This is a genomic window from Cutibacterium namnetense (assembly GCF_001642025.1).
In the GTDB taxonomy this organism is placed as follows: Bacteria; Actinomycetota; Actinomycetes; order Propionibacteriales; family Propionibacteriaceae; genus Cutibacterium; species Cutibacterium namnetense.
The window spans coordinates 49,240-70,634 of sequence record NZ_LWHO01000010.1; the positions used below are offsets into that span (position 1 = coordinate 49,240).

At 61.8% G+C, this 21,395-nt stretch carries 17 protein-coding genes; 3 read left to right on the forward strand and 14 right to left on the reverse strand.

Translation table 11 applies throughout. The features are described from left to right. A partial coding sequence (locus A5483_RS09695; RefSeq protein WP_063811743.1) for an ABC transporter permease occupies positions 1 to 2,132 on the forward strand: 2,132 nt, incomplete at its 5' end. A gap of 36 nt (positions 2,133 to 2,168) precedes the next feature. On the opposite strand, the gene A5483_RS09700 is transcribed toward A5483_RS09695, so the two are convergent. Next, positions 2,169 to 2,549 (reverse strand): NUDIX hydrolase, encoded by a 381-nt coding sequence (locus A5483_RS09700; RefSeq protein WP_063811744.1) that lies wholly within the window; start codon positions 2,547 to 2,549, stop codon positions 2,169 to 2,171. A gap of 161 nt (positions 2,550 to 2,710) precedes the next feature. On the opposite strand from A5483_RS09700, the gene A5483_RS09705 reads away from it, so the two are divergent. Then, positions 2,711 to 4,069, forward strand: a complete 1,359-nt coding sequence (locus tag A5483_RS09705; RefSeq protein WP_063811715.1) for an amino acid permease — start codon at positions 2,711 to 2,713, stop codon at positions 4,067 to 4,069. Positions 4,070 to 4,106: 37 nt separating this feature from the next. On the opposite strand, the gene A5483_RS09710 is transcribed toward A5483_RS09705, so the two are convergent. The 9 genes from A5483_RS09710 to A5483_RS09750 form a co-directional block, all read right to left on the reverse strand. Then, positions 4,107 to 5,684, reverse strand: a complete 1,578-nt coding sequence (locus A5483_RS09710; RefSeq protein ID WP_063811716.1) for an aspartate:alanine exchanger family transporter — start codon at positions 5,682 to 5,684, stop codon at positions 4,107 to 4,109. Positions 5,685 to 5,895: 211 nt separating this feature from the next. Next, positions 5,896 to 6,939, reverse strand: coding sequence for a zinc-binding dehydrogenase (locus A5483_RS09715; RefSeq protein WP_063811717.1), 1,044 nt, complete (start codon positions 6,937 to 6,939; stop codon positions 5,896 to 5,898). Positions 6,940 to 7,082: 143 nt separating this feature from the next. Beyond that, positions 7,083 to 7,991 carry an SGNH/GDSL hydrolase family protein gene (locus A5483_RS09720; protein WP_002550293.1) on the reverse strand — a complete coding sequence of 303 codons (909 nt, stop codon included), beginning with the start codon at positions 7,989 to 7,991 and terminating at the stop codon, positions 7,083 to 7,085. Positions 7,992 to 8,095: 104 nt separating this feature from the next. Then, positions 8,096 to 8,557: a heat shock protein transcriptional repressor HspR gene (locus A5483_RS09725; protein WP_002550309.1), complete on the reverse strand. Its 462-nt coding sequence runs from the start codon at positions 8,555 to 8,557 to the stop codon at positions 8,096 to 8,098. Between the two features lies 1 nt (position 8,558). Then, on the reverse strand, positions 8,559 to 9,701 hold the full coding sequence (dnaJ, locus tag A5483_RS09730) for a molecular chaperone DnaJ (protein ID WP_002550278.1): 1,143 nt from the start codon (positions 9,699 to 9,701) through the stop codon (positions 8,559 to 8,561). Between the two features lie 78 nt (positions 9,702 to 9,779). Then, positions 9,780 to 10,445 carry a nucleotide exchange factor GrpE gene (grpE, locus tag A5483_RS09735; protein WP_002550273.1) on the reverse strand — a complete coding sequence of 222 codons (666 nt, stop codon included), beginning with the start codon at positions 10,443 to 10,445 and terminating at the stop codon, positions 9,780 to 9,782. 84 nt (positions 10,446 to 10,529) lie between these two features. Then, positions 10,530 to 12,383 (reverse strand): molecular chaperone DnaK, encoded by a 1,854-nt coding sequence (gene dnaK / locus A5483_RS09740; protein ID WP_002550313.1) that lies wholly within the window; start codon positions 12,381 to 12,383, stop codon positions 10,530 to 10,532. Between the two features lie 265 nt (positions 12,384 to 12,648). After that, positions 12,649 to 12,882, reverse strand: coding sequence for a hypothetical protein (locus A5483_RS09745; protein ID WP_002550284.1), 234 nt, complete (start codon positions 12,880 to 12,882; stop codon positions 12,649 to 12,651). Further along, positions 12,879 to 14,024, reverse strand: coding sequence for an inorganic phosphate transporter (locus tag A5483_RS09750; protein WP_063811718.1), 1,146 nt, complete (start codon positions 14,022 to 14,024; stop codon positions 12,879 to 12,881). The genes A5483_RS09745 and A5483_RS09750 overlap by 4 nt, the downstream gene beginning before the upstream one ends. A 500-nt stretch (positions 14,025 to 14,524) precedes the next feature. Here A5483_RS09750 and deoC point away from each other — a divergent pair, with 500 nt between their 5' ends. Next, complete coding sequence (gene deoC, locus A5483_RS09755; protein WP_002550298.1) at positions 14,525 to 15,199, forward strand: deoxyribose-phosphate aldolase; 675 nt, start codon at positions 14,525 to 14,527, stop codon at positions 15,197 to 15,199. A gap of 23 nt (positions 15,200 to 15,222) precedes the next feature. Here the strand turns inward: deoC and A5483_RS09760 are convergent, their stop codons facing one another. The 4 genes from A5483_RS09760 to A5483_RS09775 form a co-directional block, all read right to left on the reverse strand. Then, positions 15,223 to 15,951 (reverse strand): ThuA domain-containing protein, encoded by a 729-nt coding sequence (locus tag A5483_RS09760; RefSeq protein WP_063811719.1) that lies wholly within the window; start codon positions 15,949 to 15,951, stop codon positions 15,223 to 15,225. A gap of 152 nt (positions 15,952 to 16,103) precedes the next feature. Beyond that, positions 16,104 to 17,390: an FHA domain-containing protein gene (locus A5483_RS09765; protein ID WP_002550297.1), complete on the reverse strand. Its 1,287-nt coding sequence runs from the start codon at positions 17,388 to 17,390 to the stop codon at positions 16,104 to 16,106. A 192-nt stretch (positions 17,391 to 17,582) separates the two neighbouring features. Then, a complete protein-coding gene (gene ppdK, locus A5483_RS09770) occupies positions 17,583 to 20,234 on the reverse strand; it encodes a pyruvate, phosphate dikinase (protein WP_002550336.1) in 2,652 nt (883 codons plus the stop codon). 216 nt (positions 20,235 to 20,450) lie between these two features. Further along, positions 20,451 to 21,335, reverse strand: a complete 885-nt coding sequence (locus tag A5483_RS09775; protein WP_063811720.1) for a pyruvate, water dikinase regulatory protein — start codon at positions 21,333 to 21,335, stop codon at positions 20,451 to 20,453. Between the last annotated feature and the right edge of the window lie 60 nt (positions 21,336 to 21,395).

The window sequence follows — 21,395 nt, forward strand, 5'->3', positions numbered from 1 at the left end:
GTCACCTAATCCCGACCCATCCTCATCTGGTCAAGGGCCGTGCACCAGCCACGCTAGACGAGGTAGCCGTCAACCAGTCCACCGCCGACAATAACGCCGCAATCGGCTCGAAGATCACCGTCAACGATCCTTCCCGAGACGGGGCAAAGTCCATCACCCTCACGGTGGTCGGCGTGCTCGACCCGAACTCCCGCACCACGACTACCCCGACCTCCCCGGAGGTCTATCTGTCGGCCGCCAGCCTCGCAAGCATCAGCGGTCACCGCGGTGCCAACACCGTGTATGTGAACTCCGATCGCCCCGCCGCACAGATCGTCCGGGAGGTCTCAAAGGTCGTTGGCACCACGGCAACGGTCCGCACCGCCGACGACGAGCGAGCCCATCAAGCCGATCAAGCCTCCCAGGGATTCGCCGCCATGACGGCCTTCATGACAGCCTTCACCGTAATCGCCTTGGCTGTCGCTGCGATGGTTATCGTCAACACCTTTACGATCCTCGTCGCACAACGCACTCGCACCCTTGCCCTGGCGCGCTGCATCGGTGCCACCCGGAAGCAGGTGAGACGTTCGGTTCTCGGGGAGGCGCTCCTCACCGGTCTCATCGGATCGGTTGTCGGAACCGGCCTGGGCATCGGCGTCACCCAGCTAATGCTTATAGGTCTCAAGGCCGCTGGGTCCCCGATCGACACCTCGGTGAGCGTCACCGTGAGGTCCGCCATCATCCCGGTCCTCGTGGGCGTCGTCGTCACGACTCTGGCTGCCCTGCGTCCGGCGCGACGCGCCACCAAAGTCACTCCAGTGGCGGCCCTCCAGCCGGTGACCGAAGCGCCCGCCCACAAGATTGGACGGGTCCGCGTCGTGTTCGGAACGCTGCTCTTCCTCGCCGGTGCTGCCCTCGTCGTCATCTGCGCGGCGGGTAGCATGGAGACGAAGAACGCCGTTATGTGCGGGGTTGCCGGCGGGCTGATTAGTTTCGCCGGAGTACTCGTACTGGCTCCTGTCCTCATCAGCAGTCTGAGCCGAACCATCGGTGCCGCTCACCTTGGTGGGATCCCCGGGGAACTGGCTGTTGAAAACACCCAGCGCAACCCGCGACGCACTGCGACGACGGCATCGGCCTTGCTTATCGGCGTCACCCTCATCGCCACCGTGGCCACGGGTGCAGCCACCGGCCGGGCCTCTATTGGCAAGATGATGAACGGACACTTCCCCGTTGACGCTACCGTGAGAGCCCAGGGCCCACTGGACAGCACGACCATTCACGACGCTAAGAAGTCCGACGGCGTCTCACAGGTAGCCACTGTGACGACGGTCTCCGGCACGGTTGAGGCCGGTGGCACTGCCACAGAGGTTGCTGTCCAGGGAGTGTCTCCGGAGTTCCCCAAGGTCGTCCGTGACGAGTCCGCCGCCGAGGGACTTGACGACAACCACGTTGTGGGGGCTTTACCTGGGGTTGCCGATGGCAGCAAGATCACCGTCACCATTCATGGCAAGACGGCCAACTTGACCCTGATCCGGCACGGCGAGGAGAACGAGGGACTTATCGCCACCCGAAGCGTCGTCACCAAGCTGGCGCCCCATGCCCGGCCCACCGAAATGCAAGTGCGCTACCAGGACGGCACAGACCACGCCAAGGCCACCCAGGCCCTCTCCAAGTCGATGTCGGCCCACTCAGGGGTGACGGTCACGTCGTCGGCCGATCAGCAGGTCCAGATCGACAAGATCATCAATACCATGCTTGGGATGGTCGTCGGGTTGCTGGTGATATCGGTCATCATCGCCATGGTCGGCGTCGCGAACACCCTAGGGCTATCGGTGGTAGAGCGCACCCGCGAGATCGGACTATTACGCGCTCTCGGTCTGACCCGCGCACAAGTCCGATCGATGTTCGGCAAGGAAGCACTCATGCTTTCGGGCATCGCGACGCTCCTAGGCATCACCCTGGGAATCGGGTACGGCATCGCCGGATCCCACGCCCTCTTCAGCTCTCTCCTGACCGTTCAGGCATCCGTGCCGTGGTTGCAGCTGCTCATTGTCGCCCTTGTGGCCGTGCTGGCCGGATGGCTGGCCTCCGTGATTCCAGGCCGCCGGGGAGCCAACATCGAGCCAGCGGTAGCACTGACCGAAGAGTGAGCAGACTTGAGCGCGCCCCAAAGGGCTAGGTGACGTTCAGAGCAGGCCCTGCTGTTGCAAGGCCGGAATCACCCGGTCGCGCAGCAAAGGGGCCTGCCGCACGTCGTTGTGACAGTGGTCGAGGTCGGTCCACTCGTACTCGACGATCTCGGAGTCCGCGATGGGCTCGGGGTAGGTCTCACACCAGTTGCACAGGTAGACCGCGCACCGGATGCCGTCAGCGTCATGGTTAGCTGCGGGGGCTTCGAAGGTGCCGAGGTGAGTGAGGTCGGCAGGGTCAAGGACGAGACGGGTTTCCTCCCGGGCCTCGCGGATGGCGGCCTCCAGCGAGGTCTCTCCCGGCTCGATCTTGCCTCCCGGCAAGATGACGTGATCGGCTCCCCTCTTGCGGACGTTGAGGCAGGTTCGGCCGCGCATCAAGCACACGGCAGCAAGATTGAGTATCACGCGGTCAGAGTACTCGGCGCCCCGGGACCCATCCCACGGAGCCGCCACACGCCGGATTGATGACGTCTGGTCGCGCTCACCCCTCGATCAGCACCGGAAGGTGCCAACACCCGCCTCTAAACTCACACACCGTGACCGAACCCGACCAGCAACTGCATCGCAGCCTGCGCAATCGACACATCCAGCTCATCGCCTTGGGCGGCGCGATCGGAACCGGTCTGTTCTACGGAGCAGCCGACTCGATCACAACCGCCGGACCGGCGGTCATCGTCAGCTACCTCGTTGGTGGCGTGGTGATTTATCTCATTATGCGAGCCCTTGGCGAGATGAGCGTCCATAACCCAACTTCGGGTGCCTTCAGCGAGTACGCGCATCGATGGTGGGGAGATCTCCCCGGGTTCATCTCCGGCTGGAACTACTGGTTCAACTACATCTTCGTGTCGATGGCCGAGCTCTCGGTGGTCGGAATCTATATCAACTACTGGTTCCCTGCCGTCCCCCGGTGGGTGTCAGCGGCGGTACTGCTCGCCATCGTCACCACCGTCAACCTTCTCCACGTTCGCGCCTACGGAGAGGTGGAGTTCTGGTTCGCTATCGTGAAGGTCGTCGCGATCATGGCCATGATCGTCCTGGGGCTGTGGGTCATGTTCTTCGGCGCCCCCTCCGCCCCAGCAACTGGCATCGGCAACCTGTGGCGCCATGGCGGATTCTTACCTCACGGCATCACCGGGATGCTCGCCGGGATTATCATCGTCATGTTTTCCTTTGGCGGCACCGAACTCATCGGCATCACCGCCGGTGAGGCCGAAGATCCGCAGCGTTCCATCCCCAAGGCCATTAACCGAGTCGTCGGGCGCATCCTGCTGTTCTACATTGGTGCTCTCATCGTCATGGTGGCGATTGTCCCGTGGACGAAGATCGACGGAAATGCCAGCCCCTTCGTCCAAATTTTCGACCTTGTCGGGATCCCGGGAGCGGCGGCCATCCTCAACCTCGTCGTCCTCACCGCAGCGGTCTCAGCGTATAACTCTGGTTTATACGCCAATGGACGTATGCTCCACACTTTGGCTCATCAGGGGGATGCCCCCGCCTTCCTTGGCAAGGTTAATAAAGCCGGATCACCGTGGGCTGGAGTACTGCTATCTAGCGCGGTGACAGCCATCGCGGTAGTTGTCGTCGGGCTGCTGCCAGAACAGGCGTTCATGTACATCATGTCGATCGCCATGATCGCCGCCATCATCAACTGGGCGACGATCATCATCACCCAGATGTTCTTCCGTCGCCGCCTCGACTCCGAGTCCCGCGCCAAACTGCGTTTCACGATGCCGGGGGCCCCCATCACCAACTGGATCGTGCTGACCTTCTTGATGCTCATGGTCGTCGTCATGACGATCATGCCGCCCTACCGGATCGCGGTGGCCATCGGCCCGATCTGGCTGGCTGCCCTGACTCTCGGGTGGCGGCTGTCACGGCACCGTCAGACCTCATAAGCGGGCAGATCGGTGATCGAACAGCGCCCACGGCCGTTCAGACCAACACGATCACCTGTACCAGCAAGATCTTGACGATAGTTCCCAGCGCGAACAGGGCACCATAGGCGGACTCGATTCGTTCATCGTTAACGAGGGAGTTGGCGTAGCTAAGGATGGCCGGCTGGCCGACGAACCCTGCGAAGGCACCCGTAGCGCGCTGGGCCGAAAGCCTCATGAACCAGGCTGCCGCGATGACGACCGCACCACCAAGGACCAGGGTGACTGCCGAGACGCCAATAACCGCCAAGCCCGTCCAGCTCACTGCCTGGGACAGGAATGCCGGCCCGGAGGCCAGCCCGACGCATGCCAGGAAAATCATCAGGCCGAGCTGACGCAGGATCGCGTTCGTTGCGTGCGGCAGCTGCCAACGCAACGGCCCCGTCCGGTGAATCGAGCCCAAGATCATGCCCATGACCAGCGGCCCTGCAGCGGTTCCCAGCTCGAACTGCAAGCCCCCGGGCAGTGCCACCATGAGAGCGCCGAGCAACAAGCCAAGGGCGGCGCCCAACCCCAGAGACAAGGCGTCCACTTGGGAAACACGAGCTTCCGAGTCACCGAAGAGGTCCGCAGCGTCGGAAAGGCGATGAGCAGGCACAACGCACAGCACCCGGTCGCCGGGCTGCAGGACGAGGTCGTCGCGCGCCAACATATCGAGGTCCCTGCGACGCACTCGCGTCACCTTGCCACTGGTGCGCCCGCGCACATCGATGCTACCCAGAGTGCGACCCACCAGGGCTGGGTTGGATACCAGGAAGCGTCGGAAATCGATCTCGTTGCGCTCATTGGTGAGGCTGCGCTCGGAGACGTGGCCGAGGTGTTCGACAGCGCGATCAACATCGTCAGGGTTTCCGACCACCAGCACTTGGTCACCAACGTGGAGGTCGTCGTCAGGGGTGGCCAACCGCATCTGGCCATCACGCAGCAGATAGGACATCCGAATCTGGTCGTCAGTAAAGCCTGGGGTCTCCCGGATCGACGTCTCCTGGTCGACGACCGTCGACACCGAGGTAAGCCCAGCCTCAGCCATCGAGGTGTTGTCCTTGGTGGCCGACCAACGCTTTTTAGCAATAAATGCCACCATGATGAGCCCGACGACGACCCCGACGGGATAGGACAGCGCGTACCCCACGAGAGTGTCCCCGGCCCCGTGCGTAGCCGTCGAGGCGGCATCAATGGCTGGTGAGGTGAGGACACCGGCGTACAGACCCGCGACGTGGGCCGGAGTTAAACCGAACAGTCGCCCCAGGCCTAGTCCCGCTGCGGCCATCGCTGCCAACCCGACGACACCGGCGAGCATGAGGCCCCACTGGCGCTTGAGGTCAGATAAGAAGGTCGATCCAGCAGCCAGGCCGACGGTATAGCAGAACAGCACGACGCCCAGGCCCTTGATCATCCCGAGGTTGTGGCCGAAGCGAGGATCGAGCGCACCCACGACCAGTCCCATAAACAGGGCTCCAGCGGCACCGAACCTCAGCGGGCCGAACTTGACTTGGCCTAACAGGGCCCCGGAGGCCAGGACGATCAGGATCGTCAGCAGTTGATGCGTGGCGAGAAAGTCAGTCAGTACTGTCATGAAGCTCCTGGCATCGTGCAGACGCTCCCGCCGCGACGGCAGGATGCGTCGTCGCAGCAATCCCGGTAGATCCGGGACCTAACCCTTGGATTGTAGGCCTTAGCTCAGACACAGACGCCGCACACAGCTGCATGGATCAATACCATCCAACGTGAAAGTGGCGCCGCACCGAGTCGCGACGGCACCGGGGATGCGCCAAGTAGGACTACCATCACGGCTTGACGAAAATGCGAATTGGGTTGCCCTGGTGGGACTCAAGTTCCTCGATCCCCGTCTCGATCTCCTTCAGGGGGATGACCTTTGAGATCGACTCCGTGAGGTCCAGGCGGTGGTAGGACAGCATCTCGGCAAGCATGGCGATGTCCTGAGATTTGTAACCGAGGTGGCCGAGGACCTGCTTGCGGTGCAGGTTAAAGTTCAGGAACGGGCCAGCGTCAATATCCTGGGGGGACAACCCGACCGAAACTGCTTTGCCATCGACGTCGAGAGAATCGACGCAGGCCCGCAGGGTGGGCTCGATACCAACGGCATCGAAGGCAACGTCGATCATCCGCCCATGAGTAATGTCCTCGATCTTCTGCATGAGCTCAGGGTCATCGCTACGCAGGGTGTGATCGGCGCCGAGTCGCTTGGCACGCTCGAGGACGGCATCATTGAGGTCCACAGCAATAACAGGGACGCCGCCGGCAAGTTTGGCCAGCTGGACGAGGTGGGTTCCAACACGACCGACGCCCCAAATGGCCACGGCATTGCCCATGTGGACCTTGCCGGTACGCACGACGGCAGCGTACGGGGTGGATACGGCGTCGGCGAGCAGAGCGGCCTGGTCCATCGGAACGTTGTCAGGGATTTTTGTCATGCCGGAGGCCTGGGCAATGTGGTACTCAGCCCACGCGCCGTCGTAGGCGAAAGCCATGAGGTTCAGATCCAGGCAGTCAGTGAAGGCGCCGCGACGGCACTTGCGACACTTGAGGCAGGGACGGCCAGCAGAGGGGATAACGCGATCACCTTCCTTCCAGCCAATGACCCCGGCACCAAGTTCGACGATGGTTCCGGCCGCCTCATGGCCCTGGGTCACTACCGGAAGAGATGCCGGGAATGCGCCGCTAATGAGACTCAGGTCAGAGTGGCAAATACCGCAGTAAGCGACTTTGACGAGCACCTCACCGGGACCCGGGTGCGGGATTGGGATGTCCTCGAGGGTGATGGACCGATCTGCGGCGTGGAAACGTTCGGCAAGCATGGTTTCTGTCATCATTGATCCCTTGTGAGCGCGCCGACCCCGTTGCCGACACTACTGGTACCGAGGGTATTACGAACGGAGTGATTCATCTCCCGAAGCTCGATCGAAGACTCAGCTGCAGGATGCTGTTCGATGTCGGCGTAACCCCCAGCTAGTCAGGACAGTGCGGCCTCGACAGCCTTGGCCAGCACCTTGTGTCCTTCCTCGGATGGGTGATCTCCGTCGTCAGTGAGCAGCGCCGTGTCATCACGCATGCCATCTGCTCCCCTGAACGGGGTACGGACGTCGACGTAGACCGCGCCAACCTCATCGGCGATCTTCTTGACGTTGGCGTTGAACGCTTCGGTGATCATATCGGTCACCTTGACGTAGTCGGGCCCGTTATCGCGGCCGGCCTTGCCGTCTAGCCCCACATCCGAATACCCGGTGACGACAACAGTCGCCTTCGGCGTCTTCATCCCGGCCTTGACACGCTCCAGGATCGTCCGCACTCGATCAGCCACATCGTTAACATCATCAGCTACACATGACGCATCGGAATGGGCGCACTGTCCCACCATCGTGTCGAGGTCGAAGTCATTCGCTCCGATCGTCACTATCGTTAGATCAGACGTTGCCAGCAGAGCTTTCGCACTATTGGACTCAAGCTGGGTCAACACATCAGCGGTCTGGTAGCCCGATACTGATTCGTTATGCACAGCAGCCTTCGCCCCGGCTTTACGTGCCATATCGGTACCGACCCTCTCGACGAACGTCGTGCAGCCGATACAGGTGCCTCCCTGCGGTACCGAATCGCCCAGGCCCAGAGTCGTCAAAGTTCCGCCATGGCCTGTCAGGTGCCGGGTTGCGTGCGCCACGGGTATTGGGGCCGCTGACGGCGTAACCATCGACGGGACAGCCGAGAACATGGTCACTGCTGGGTCCGGCACGCTCGCAGCGTCGGATCCGTGGCGAATTTGAAACACTGACCCGAAGGCATGGGAATGAGGTCGCAACCCGATCGCGGCCCCTGCTACGACCGCCACGACGACCACAACACTGAGAATCCTAAGAATTCTCTTCATACTCTCATCATGCCTTGTTGAACCCCACCTGTCTGCTCCCCAGAGCGGCAATCCGATCGGCTTTCAGCGGATCCGCAGCAAGCCCACGCCGACGTGGTCTGAGGTTAACCGCGGTGAGAAGGCAGTGCCAACTGGGCATGAACGACCGTCCGCCCCATATGCACCCGGCCGGTCGACTCGGCAGTAAAGACCCTCGGATCCTCACTGCCCTGGTAACGCGCCACTTGCATCCCACGCATGGTGTCGGTGAGCTCGTCCACCTGCTCCGACAGCTGCTCGATCCGACGCTCCATCTGGAGGATTCGTCGGATCCCGTTTAGGTTAATCCCCTCTTCCTGGGACAGATGCTGAACCATCCGCAAAGCAGCGACGTCACGCATTGAGTAGCGACGCCCCCGTCCCCGAGTGCGTTCGGGCACCACAAGCCCGAGCCGATCGTAGGTGCGCAAGGTCTGCGGATGCATTCCGGCAAGCTCTGCCGCCACCGAGATAGCGAAGATGGCAGCGTCTTTGTCGATCACTGCCAGATCGACGGCGTCGGACAGGTTTCTGCTGCGCCGCACCATCTCACTTCACCTCCCACGGTCGCGGAGAGTCCTGCCGGATAGCGTCCCGAAGCCTCTCCACGGCATACCGGGCGTTGTCGTCAAGATTCTCCGGGACGGTGATCTCAACGGTAGCCAGCAAGTCCCCCCTGCTGCCGTCAGAACGCGGCACACCACGTCCTCGCACCCGGAAGGTCCGGCCATTCGGTGTCCCGGCCGGAATCCGAAGCCGGACGGTCGTTCCCGTCAGAGTGGGCACCTCGACCTCAGCCCCCAGAGCGGCCTCCGGAAAAGTCACCGGCACGGTGACGGTGAGGTTGTGACCGTCACGGCCAAAGATCTCGTGAGAACGCACCGCCACCTTGACGTAAAGATCACCCGCCTTACCACCGTTCTCTCCTGGGGACCCCTTGCCCTTAATGCGAATGCGTTGGCCATCCTCCACGCCGGCAGGGATACGGATCTGCATGGACTTGGTGGACTTGGCCCGACCCGATCCGTGGCAGACCTGGCAAGGATCCTCGACGACCATGCCTCGACCGTGGCAGTCGGGACAAGGCTCGGACATCTCGAACACCCCACCAACCGAACTGGCGTGCATGCCCGACCCCTGACACGTCGAGCACACTCTCGGCACAGTCCCAGCGCGAGCTCCAGTCCCCCGACATGCCTGGCAGGGGGCCTGAGAGACCAAGTCCATAGTGACGGTAGTCCCAGACACGGCGTCATCGAAGGAGATTGTCGTCTCCCCTTCAACGTCAGCTCCCCGACGTGGCGACCGGGATGCCGTGCGCCGGCCTCCGCTAGCCCCAAAGAGATTGCCGAACAAGTCACCGAACCCGTCCCCGTTAGAGGCAGTGCGGAGGAAATCCTCTACGTTAACGTTGGTCTGCGCTCCACCACGCGGGAACCGGAACCCACCTGCCGACCCAAACAGGCTACGAGCCTGGTCATACTCCTTGCGCTTCTTGGCATTCGACAGCACGTCGTTGGCCTCCGAAGCCTCCTTGAAACGGGCCTCAGCACTTTTATCACCAGGGTGGGAGTCGGGATGGTTGTCCCGGGCGATCGTGCGGAACGCTTTCTTAATTTCTTCGGGCTTTGCGTCCTTGGAGACGCCAAGGATCTTGTAGTAGTCCTTCTCGGCCCAGTCTTTGGTACTCATCTAGTTCCTCCCTCCCTGGTCATCGTCGGGTTTGCGGCCATGACCGCCTTCTTCAATCATTGTCGGCCAACAGCGCCGTCACTCGTTACGCGGCGTCTCGTCGGTCTCGTCCGCCGCAGCGGACTCGTCATCAGCTTGGCCGGACTCATCGGGCGATGTTGCGTTGGGATCCGGGTCCGAAACAGCCACGCGCGCCGGACGCACGACGCGATCGCCAAGCTTGTAGCCGGGCTGCATTACCTGACTAACGGAGGTGACACAGACCCCCTCCATCGGCATCTGCATGAGTGCCTCGTGGAGGTTCGGGTCGAAGGCGTCGCCCACCTCACCGAAGCTGGTCAGCCCGTGATTGCTGGCAACCTTCTCTAACTCGTCGACAACGAGCTTGAAACCACCCTCAACCTCACCGTGCTGACGAGCCATGGCGATTGAGTCGAGCACTGGCATGAGGTCGGTGATGACCTTGTCCACGCCGGACTGACGCGACAACGCGCGGTCACGGTCAACGCGCCTCTTGTAATTGACGTATTCGGCTTGTAGACGCTGCAGATCCTCGGTGCGCTCAGCCAGCAGGGCCTCTAGTTGGGATTCGCGGGATAGCTCCTCGGGGGCCTGCGAGTCAGTGGCCGACTGATCAGCGTCGATGTCGACGTCACCAACAATGTCGGCAAAGCGCTCGTCAACGTTGTCGTCGCGATTTTCGTCGGCCTGGTTGTCGTCAGGATTGACGTTCTTATCAGTCATCTGTGTTCCTCCACGTGAGTGCCGACCGCCGGGCCGTCGTTACGGCGACCCGGCGGCGGAATTGGGGTCAGGCCGTGGCCCCGGTCACTTCTTCTCGTCTTCGTCGTCTACGATCTCCGCGTCGACGACGCTGTCATCGCCGGACTCCGAGCTGGCCGACTCACCATCCTGCCCCTGCGGGTTCTCAGCCTGGGCCTGCTGAGCGGCGGCGTAGATCGCCTGGCCCATGGCAGAGGCCTTCTGGTTGAGGTCGTCCATGGCGGCCTTAACCTCATCGTCGTTGTCGGTGCCTTTCAAGGTCTCCTTCAACTTGGCGATGGCCTCGGTCACCGGGGCCTTGGTGCCCTCGGGGATCTTGTCGGAGTTCTCGTCGAGGAGTTTCTCGGTGCGGAATGCCAGGGCGTCGGCTTCGTTACGCATCTCGACGGCCTCGCGGCGCTTCTTGTCAGCCTCGGCGTTGGCCTCAGCCTCCTTGACCATGCGATCGATCTCATCCTTACCCAGGGCGGACCCGCCGGTGACAGTCATGGACTGCTCCTTGCCGGTGGCCATGTCCTTGGCGTGAACGTGGACGATGCCGTTGGCGTCGATATCGAAGGACACCTCGATCTGCGGGATGCCGCGCGGAGCCGGCATCAGGCCGGTCAGCTCAAAGTTGCCCAGCGATTTGTTATCGCGGACGAACTCACGCTCACCCTGGAAGACCTGAATCATCACCGACGGCTGGTTGTCTTCAGCAGTGGTGAACACCTCCGAACGCTTGGTCGGAATGGTGGTGTTGCGCTCGATGATCTTGGTCATCACGCCACCCTTGGTCTCAATGCCAAGGCTCAGCGGAGTGACGTCGAGCAGCAGCACATCTTTGACCTCACCCTTCAGCACACCAGCCTGCAGAGAGGCACCGAGGGCAACAACCTCATCGGGGTTGACGCCCTTGTGCGGCTCCTTGCCAGCGAGTTCCTTGACGAGCTCAGCGACGGCGGGCATGCGGGTCGAGCCACCAACGAGGATGATCTCGTCAATCTGCGAGACGTTGAGGCCAGCATCCTTCATGACGGCGTTGAACGGAGTGCGGCAGCGCTCGAGGAGATCGGAGGTCATGCGCTGGAACTCGGCGCGGGTCAGCTTCTCGTCCAGGTGGAGAGGTCCGGCTGCACCAGCGGTGATGTAAGGCAGATTGATGTGGGTCTCAGAAGCCTGCGACAGCTCGATCTTGGCGCGCTCGGCAGCCTCCTGCAGACGCTGCTTGGCCATTTTGTCAGCGGCCAGATCGATGCCGTTGGCGTTCTTGAACTGGGTGACGAGCCAGTCGACGATGCGCTGGTCCCAATCGTCACCACCCAGGTGGTTGTCGCCATTGGTGGCCTTCACCTCGAAAACGCCGTCGGAGATATCGAGCAGGGAGACGTCGAAGGTGCCACCACCAAGATCGAAGACCAGGACGGTCTGCTCTTTGTCAGTCTTATCGAGGCCATATGCCAGGGCGGCTGCGGTGGGCTCGTTGACGATACGGTCGACGGTCAGGCCCGCGATCTCGCCGGCCTCCTTGGTGGCCTGACGCTGGGCGTCAGAGAAGTAAGCCGGGACGGTGATGACGGCGTTCGTAACGGGTTCACCGAGGTAAGCCTCGGCATCCCTCTTGAGCTTCTGCAGAATGAACGCGCTGATCTGCTGGGGCTTGTAGGTCTTGTCGTCGACGCCCATGGTCCACGTTTCGCCCATATGACGCTTCACAGAGCGGACGGTGCGGTCAACGTTGGTGACGGCCTGACGCTTGGCGACCTCGCCGACGAGAGTCTCACCGGAGTTAGTGAAAGCGACCACCGACGGGGTGGTGCGGGCACCCTCAGCGTTCGGGATGACGGTGGGCTCGCCGCCCTCGAGGACCGCGACGCACGAGTTGGTGGTTCCGAGGTCGATACCGACTGAACGAGCCATAGTTGATTTCCTCCTGATGGACGAATGTTCTGGGACTACATCCCCTTGAGCGACTTCGACTCAACCTTAGACTCTGAGTCCCCGGCACTCAAGTTGACGTAGGCTGATTTTCCAAGAAATTGAGCTCAGTAGACTCAACCGATGGGCCGCCGGGGGTATTCCAAACCCATCGAAACTCTGCCAGGACACCTTCAGATGGCTCTGTGCGGCCATGAAAAATGCCGGACGGACAACCCGCCCGGCACGGCAGCTTCCGTACGTCAGATCAGTGGAAATACGGGATGAGCAAGTACAACCCGTACAAGACGATGAGGCCTGCGACGCCAATCGCCGTCCAGCCCAGCGCCACCAGCCCGGCGGCACCGTCACTGCCAGCCTCCGTGCGAGCATGCGCCCGGTCCAGCATTAATGCCCCACCCGAAACGACGGAGACAATGAGAACAGTGGCCGCGATAGTGACGATGGACACCAGCCCTAGCGAAGTCCAATCGATATTCATGCTGCAGTCCCTCCGGCTACGGCGGAGCCCTTACGGACGCCCACCTGGGTGGAGTCGTTAACGTTCCTATGGTCAACCTTGTGCTGGTTGGCCTGATGCACGATCAATGCGGCCATGATTGCCAGCAAGGCGAGGTCGACAATGACGCCCCAAGTACCGACACCGGCGACGGCGGAGGTGACGGCACCTACCAGAGCGGCTGCCGGCAATGTGACGAGCCACGCGATGACCATCTTTCCAGCGGTGGCCCAGCGAACCTCAGTACGACGGCCGATGCCCGAACCCAAGATCGACCCCGAACAGACGTGGGTGGTCGATAGCGCGAAGCCCAAGTGTGAGGAGGCCAGAATGGCGGCAGTGGAGGCCGTCTCAGCCGCAAAACCCTGCGGAGATTCGATATCACATAGACCCTTGCCCATGGTCCGCATGATGCGCCAACCACCCGAGTAGGTACCTAGACCAATGGCACAACCAGCAGCCAGGATGACCCACCATTCCGGGCCAGTGCCGGAGGCCTGGTATCCAGCCGAAATGAGGACCAACGTTATGACACCCATCGTCTTTTGGCCGTCAGAAGTGCCATGCGCCAGAGCGACCATGGAGGCTGAGGCCCGCTGGCCATTGAGGAACATCCGCGAGGAGTGGTGGGCAGTGTGGTCGGTGATGCGGTAAGCCAGCCAGGTGGCCAATAAAGCCGCGATACCTGCAACGAACGGGGCGACTAAAGCCGGCAGGACGATCTTGCTCATAATCTTGCCAGCGTCGATGCCGCCCATGCCGGCCTCAACCAGCACGGCGCCGATAAGGCCACCAAAGAGAGCGTGGGAGGAGCTGGATGGCAGACCAAACAGCCACGTTGCCAAGTTCCAGATGATGGCGCCGATAAGCCCTGCAAACACCATGGGGGCGGTAACCAGGTGGTCGTTGACGATCCCGCCTGAGATCGTCTTGGCGACCTCAGTCGACAGGCAAGCGCCTACGACATTGAGCACGGCCGCGATAATGACAGCCACCTTGGGCTTGAGCGCTCCGGTTGCCACCGACGTCGCCATAGCGTTGGCCGAGTCATGGAAGCCGTTAGTGAAGTCGAATGCCAACGCCGTCACAACGACGATGACCACGATTAACAGAGTCGAACTCATGCAAGATCCTTCGTGCGGGCCGTAACGCCCCCGGACGACGAGCTGGGATCCCCCGCCCCTCACCGGAGCGGGGAGGACGGTCAGCCAGAACCCGGGAGCAGCTCCGGCCGGCTGACACGTTACGCCCAGTTGGCCCATCTTCGCGCGGCGGGATCGACTCAAATGACATCGAGGTGAACGATTTTCGCCTGCCGCACTGCGTATCTGGCGCAAGGTTTCACCGGGCAAGCCTGACGATCACGGTATTTGGCATGGCAGTCCCCGCCATCGCACCACCGTGCTCATACTCTCGTTAGCCAAGAGTTCACCATGAGTTCACATCAACGCTGACCCCAACAGGCGCTAAGTCCTTTCCATCCACACCGGGGAGCACGAAGGCCACCAGGCAAAGCTGATTTTTCGCATTGCCCCTTGATTCATGGCACTCCCCCGCAACCTCACAGCTCTAGCCGCGCCCATGCCAGTAGGCTGGATGCACTTATCCAACCGAAGGAGTCGGCATGTCCCCCGCCCCACTGTCTGCCACCAAGCTGGCCCGCATGATCGATCACACCCTGCTGACCCCTGAGGCCACCCACGACGATGTCGCCAAGTTGGTCGCCGATGCCAAAGAGTATGGGACGTGGTCGGTGTGTGTGTCACCGTCGATGCTGCCGCTGGACCTCGACATGGGGGACGTGCATTTGGCTGTCGTATGCGGGTTCCCGTCAGGCAAGCACACCAGCGCTGTGAAAGCCGCTGAGGCTCGCGAGGCTATCGCCGCTGGAGCCGAGGAAGTCGACATGGTGATCAATCTTGGGCTGGTCAAGGAGGGACGTTGGAAAGACGTCACCGCCGATATCGCCGCCGTCAAGCAAGCCGTTCCGGATCCGAAAATCCTCAAAGTCATCATCGAGTCGGCGGTACTGACCGACGACGAGATCGTGCGGGCGTGCAGGGCTGCGGAGGGAGCCGGCGCCGACTTCGTCAAGACCTCGACGGGTTTCCACCCCAGCGGCGGCGCGAGCGTCGCGGCAGTCAAGACCATGGCCGACACCGTCGGTGGACGGCTGGGCGTCAAAGCTTCAGGTGGCATCCGCGACTACCAGACGGCATGCGCGATGGTCGAGGCCGGGGCGACGCGGCTAGGAGTTTCCTCGACCGCCAAGATCCTTGCCGGAGCACCCCAGGAGTGACGCCGTGAGCGGGGTTTGCGCTGTCAAAGCACAGGCTGGGTCGGCTCGGGGGTGACCTGAGCCGCGGCCTTGGCAGCAGTCTCGCGGCGCTTCCAGTTGAGCAGCCACGAAACTTCGTTGCATAGCAGTTGGCGGCGCGACGCCGAATAATACGAGCGCGGCGAATGGCCCATACCGTCGTATACGACGCTATTGCCTATCACCCAGCACATCGGCTGGAATTCCTCGCCGGTCTCGTGAAACAGCAGCGGAGTCGCAAGTGGGTTAATGTCCAAGTCGGAGTAGCGTTCGTCATAAACCACTACCTGCTCAACACCGCGCAGAATCGGGTGATCTGCCGCTTCAGGCATAGGCTCAAAAACGGCGTAGGACCTCTCAGGATGTCCACTCGTTCCCAGCACCCATTTACCGCCAAGGATGGACGGCCACAGCTCCCAGTCACAGAAGGTGTTGCATGCGGTGTGTAATCCGAGGATCGGCTTGCCAGCCTCGTGATGTTCCAGGATCTTGTTGTGGGCACGCGACCACTCCGGGATGTAGTCCCACTCCTCCTCCGGGTCACCACCCCCAGTATTGACAATGAGCAGATCCGCACCGGCGAGGTGATCCAAGGCTTCCGGGTAGGAACGCCTCACCTCCACCTGATGGCCCCGCTCAGTTAAAATCTGGGAGACGGCCTCAGAGGTCGCGTCAAAATCGTGGATGGTGTCCGCATAACGCCCAGCCCCCGATAACACGAGAATGTGTCCCATCGGACTTCCTTCCTGATCCTGGGTAAACCCAAGGGATCACACTAGGAGACTAGCCCGCAAAGGGCGAACCGGTGGCGTTAGAGCTTATTGTCGAACCCTCCTGCCAAGACCGGGGCAGCGACGTTCTTAGACATCCGCATCCGCCAGCCTTGTCAGCCTCGATAAGCCTCGATAGTGACAACGACGCCATCGCCTAGATCGACCGAATCACCGGTAGACAGGTCGACCGTCTGGCCGCTCTCCAACTGCAACGGCTCCTGGCCCACGCGATGAATGATGGTGCCGTTCGTCGAGTGCATGTCAGTGACCTCAATCCCCCACTGACCGGGGGCGAATCTGACGTGCGTACGGCTGATGTCTTGTCGCGGGGATGGCACCCGCATGATGCCCTCGCCATTCTCGCTTCGCGGAGCGCGCCCAATAAGAACGGGACGGTTGAGGTGGGCCACCTCTCCAGTGCTTGAGACGAGGGTGGCAGCCGCAGCATCCGAGCGCGAGGACAAGCGGCTGGCTGTCGAGCCCGACGCGAAGCGCCAATCGTCGTTGTCGTGGGAATAGCCCTGAGACTGGTCGAACCGCGGCTCATCAAGCTGCTTAGCAGCGGTATCCGGGGCGAGGGCTGCGACGACGTCCACGGACTCCGGGTGTACTCCCACCGGCTGGCTACCGGTATGGACTTCACCACCAGTTTGTACCGACTCGTCTTGGGTTTCACCGTCACCAGCGCCCTCCACAGATCCCGGCACGGCAGCATGCGCCGGCACGGAGCTGACGGGTTCGTACCCGGTAGCCGCATCCTCGCGATCAGGCCCCCAGATCTCGTCAGTTGTAGCGGCCCCCGTGAGCGGGGTCGACTCGGGGACCTCGCCCGGAGCTGGAACCTCCACGAATCCGGGAGTGCGATCCTCATCATCGGGAGTCTTTCCCGAATCCGAAATCCACGGCCTGAGCGCATCGTCGGTCTGTGGCACGACGAAAGGTTCAACGGTGCCGGTAGCATCAATAATGAGTTTGCTCGCCTGGGCGACGCCCAGCAGCAACGGCATTGACAATCCCTGCTCGGCCTGCTCCATCTCGACGATGACGGTTGCCGGGTCTAGCTTCTTTTCGCTCCACGTCAACAGATCGTCACCGTGGTTGACGACCTCGCCGGTGGAGGCGTCCTTGACGACGATCTGGCCACGCGCCAGGGAATACATCTCCCCGTTAGTCCAGAAGAACAGCCCCAAGCTTGGCATCTTGGCCAGCCCGATGGCCGAGAGGGTTTTGACAAGCGACTCGGGACTTTCAGCCTCAGCTACTTGCCGCCAGATAGACGACACCAGGCCAGAGTGACGCGGGGCGGCCGGCTGCATGACGACGAGGCTGCTCGGCCCGGCCAGCACCACCCAGGAACCAGGGGTGTAAGTGGCACGCCAGGCACCGAAAGTCTGGGACATTGATCCTCCAGAAGTCGAGGCACGTTTAAAGCCATTATCCCGCGGACATGGCTCCCACGTCGACGAACCCCCTCAATCGGCCGCGAATTGGCCGGTACGTACCGGTACACATGTGGCCTCTCCACCGCGGTGGAGAGGCCACACAGTCGCATCGGGGCAGCATCACATCAGTGACGCGATGGCGTCCTCAGATCACTTCTTCTGCTCAGAGATGACAGCCTGAGCTGCAGCGAACCGAGCGATCGGTACACGGAACGGCGAGCAAGACACATAGTCGAGCCCCGTCTTGTTGAAGAAATGGATCGAGTCCGGATCGCCACCGTGCTCACCACAGACTCCCAGGGATAGCTTCGGATTAGTCTGGCGGCCCTTATCAACGGCCCCGGCGACGAGCTGGCCGACGCCTTCCTGATCGATCGAGGCGAACGGGTTATCCTTGAGGACCTTCGTGCGCAGGTACTCGGTGAGGAATCCGTTCTCGGCGTCGTCACGGCTGATGCCCAGGGTGGTCTGCGTCAGATCGTTAGTGCCGAAGCTGAAGAAGTCGGCAACCTCAGCAATCTTGTCAGCAATCAGGGCAGCACGCGGCAACTCGATCATGGTGCCAATCTTGACGTCGACCTTGGTACCGGCGGACTCAAACTCCTCGTCGATAGCCTGCTGGACGATCCGACGATGGGTCTCGAGCTCGATGGGGGTAAAGACCAGCGGGATCATAATCTGGATCTGGACGGTCTCCCCTTCCTTCTGCAACACCGCCAAGACAGCGCGGATGATCGCGCGAGCCTGCATGTCGGGAATCTCCGGGTAGAGCATGCCGAGACGGCAGCCACGGGTACCGAGCATCGGGTTCTGCTCGTGCAGCTTCTTCACCTGGGCCAGCAGACGACGCTCCTTGTCGAGCTCACCGGCGTCAGCGCCCTGGGTCTCCATCTTCTGAACCTTGAGGGACTGCTCAACAAGGTTAGGCAGGAACTCGTGGAGAGGTGGGTCGAGCAGGCGGACGGTGACGGGCAGGCCCTTCATCGCAGTGAAGATGCCCTCGAAGTCGTCCTGCTGCATGGGCAAGATCTTGTCGACGGCCGCCTGACGCTCCTCCGGGGTGTCAGCGGTGATCATCTCGTGCATCGCCGGCAGACGATCAGCACCGAAGAACATATGCTCGGTGCGGCATAGCCCGATGCCCTCGGCCCCCAACTCGCGAGCCTTGGCAGCGTCGGTGGCGTTATCGGCGTTGGCCTCGACCCCCAGATGACGGATGTCGTCGGCCCAGGAGAGCACCTCCTGGAAATCCGCGTTGATCTGCGGCGGGATGAGCTTGAGGCCGCTGGCGAAGACCTCACCGGTGGATCCGTCCAGGGTGATCATGTCCCCCTCATGGATGATGGTGTCACCAATGGTGAGGGTGGCAGCCTTAGCGTCAATCTTGATGCCACGGGCACCGGCGACGCAAGGCTTACCCATGCCGCGGGCAACAACGGCGGCGTGGGAAGTCATGCCACCGTGGGCGGTCAAGACGCCCTGGCTGACGATGACGCCGTGAATGTCGTCAGGGGTGGTCTCGAAGCGGATGAGGACAACCTTCTCACCCTTGGCACCACGCTCAGCAGCAACGTCAGCGTCGAAAACAGCCTCACCAACAGCAGCACCTGGGGAAGCCGGCAGGCCCTCGGCAACTGGCTGCTCGGTGTGGTCCGGGTCGATGGCCTCGTGCAAGAGCTGATCGAGCTGAGCCGGCTCGATCCGCATGAGGGCCTCTTCCTTGGTGATGACTCCCTCGTCGACGAGGTCGCGAGCCACCTTGAGGGCCGCAGCGGCAGTACGCTTGCCGTTACGAGTCTGCAGCAGATAGAGCTTGCCATTCTCGACGGTGAACTCCATGTCCTGCATGTCGCGGTAGTGCGACTCCATCTTCTTCATGGTGTCGATGAGGGCGTCGTAAGCCTCCGGCAGCACTTCCTTCATCTCAGCAAGGGAGCGCGGGGTGCGGATACCGGCGACGACGTCCTCGCCCTGAGCATTAACGAGGAACTCACCGTAGAGCTCCTTGGCTCCGGTGGCGGGGTTACGAGTGAAGCAGACCCCGGTAGCGGAAGTATCGCCACGGTTACCGAACACCATCTGCATGACGTTGACGGCCGTACCCAAATCGTCGGGAATCTTGTTGGCCTTACGGTAGACAAAGGCACGCGGGTTGAGCCAAGAACGGAAGACAGCATCAACGGCACGCATCAACTGTTCACGCGGATCCGTCGTCCAGTTGCCACCGAGCTGCTCGTTCGACAGCTTCTTGAAGGTGTCAACGAGACCCTTGAGGTCATCGGCACTCAGATCGGTGTCGGATTCCACGCCCTTGTGCTCTTTAAGGGCGGTCAAGGCATCCTCGTAGACGTGAGCGTCGATACCCTCGACGACCTCGCCGTACATCTGAATGAAGCGGCGGTAGCAATCCCACGCAAACCGCTCATTGCCTGCTTCTTTGGCAATGGCCTCGACGGTGTCGTCGGAAATGCCGAGGTTGAGGATGGTATCCATCATGCCGGGCATCGAGATCACGGCGCCGGATCGCACGGAGACCAGCAGAGGCTTTTTGTCGTCACCGAGAACGCGACCGGTGCGCTCTTCGAGTCGTCTGAGACCCTCCCATACCTGGGATTCCAGACCTTCAGGCCACTCACCCTTCCTCGTCATAGTGTCCACGCAGGCTTCGGTGGTGACGGTAAATCCGTCGGGCACCGGGACGCCGAGACGCTTCATCTCGGCAACTCCTGCGCCCTTGCCGCCGAGCAGCGGTTTCATCTCCGCGTTGCCCTCGGACAAGTCGTACACGTAACGGTCAGTCATGCCTGATCTCCTTCGATCTGTGCCAGCCTGTTCATCGAATCACGGCGTTCGGGTCCGCGCGACTGCGCCGCGAACCCGAGGCCCGGCCCTCAGTTGGGCCGGATACGGTCATTCTTTCACGCTCAGGGCGCATTTTCACTCGCGGGGACACCCATGAATGACGGATAACACCGTAGTCGTCGCCATCGAGCCCCCGAGCCACCTCGCTCTTCACGGTCAGGGGCGCGTGCGATACGACCCCGCAGGTCTGCGCAGCCGAGTGCCCGCCGTCTTGGCTCGCTGATCAACGACGTCGATGACCTTCGTTGCTGACTCCTCCAGGGCCAAGCCAGTCGTGTCCATGATGGGGCACCCTAGTCGGCGCTGAATTTTGCCAACCTCGTCCAGCTCGTCGTAAATCGCGGCGAGGTCCGCGTACCCGTCCTCGTTACCGTACCCGCCTAGTCCGCGCACTCGGCGTCCACGGATTTCCAGCAGACGCTGAGCGTCGATCGTCAACCCAACGATGCGCCACCGATCCACTGCAGCGAGCTCGGCCGGCGGAGCGATGCCAGGAACCAGCGGGACGTTGACCGTCTTGTAGCCCAGATAGCCCAGGTAGATCGACAATGGCGTCTTACCTGAGCGGCTCACGCCCACCAGGCAAATATCAGCCTCGGTCAGGCGGTCGGGAATAGCGCCGTCGTCGTTACGGACCGCGAATTCCATCGCGGAGATCCGGGTGAAGTAGTCGGCCTCCACACCTACCGGACGACGCGGGACCGCATCAGCATCCAGGCCAGAGGCCTCCTCCATCGCGTCGAGCATCGGGCCCATGAGGTTGAGTTCACGAATACCCATCTCCTCACACGCATCGGAGACCATTCGGCGCATATCGGGCAGCACCAAGGTATGTACAACGCACACCCACTGCCCTGCCTCGTGGGCCTCCGAAACAGCTTCCAGCGCTGAAACCATTTCCGGGACGGTGCCAATCATGGGATGGCGCACGATGTGCCAATGGACCCCCTCGAACTGACTGCGGGCAGCCCGAGCCAGACGAACGGCGGTCTCACCCGTCGAATCGGCGATGACGTGTATTTCTAGGGGCGACTCTGCCATGTCGCCATCCTAGGACTGCCGCGGCCGGTGATGCTCTTCCCCCGCCGCATCGAAACTAGC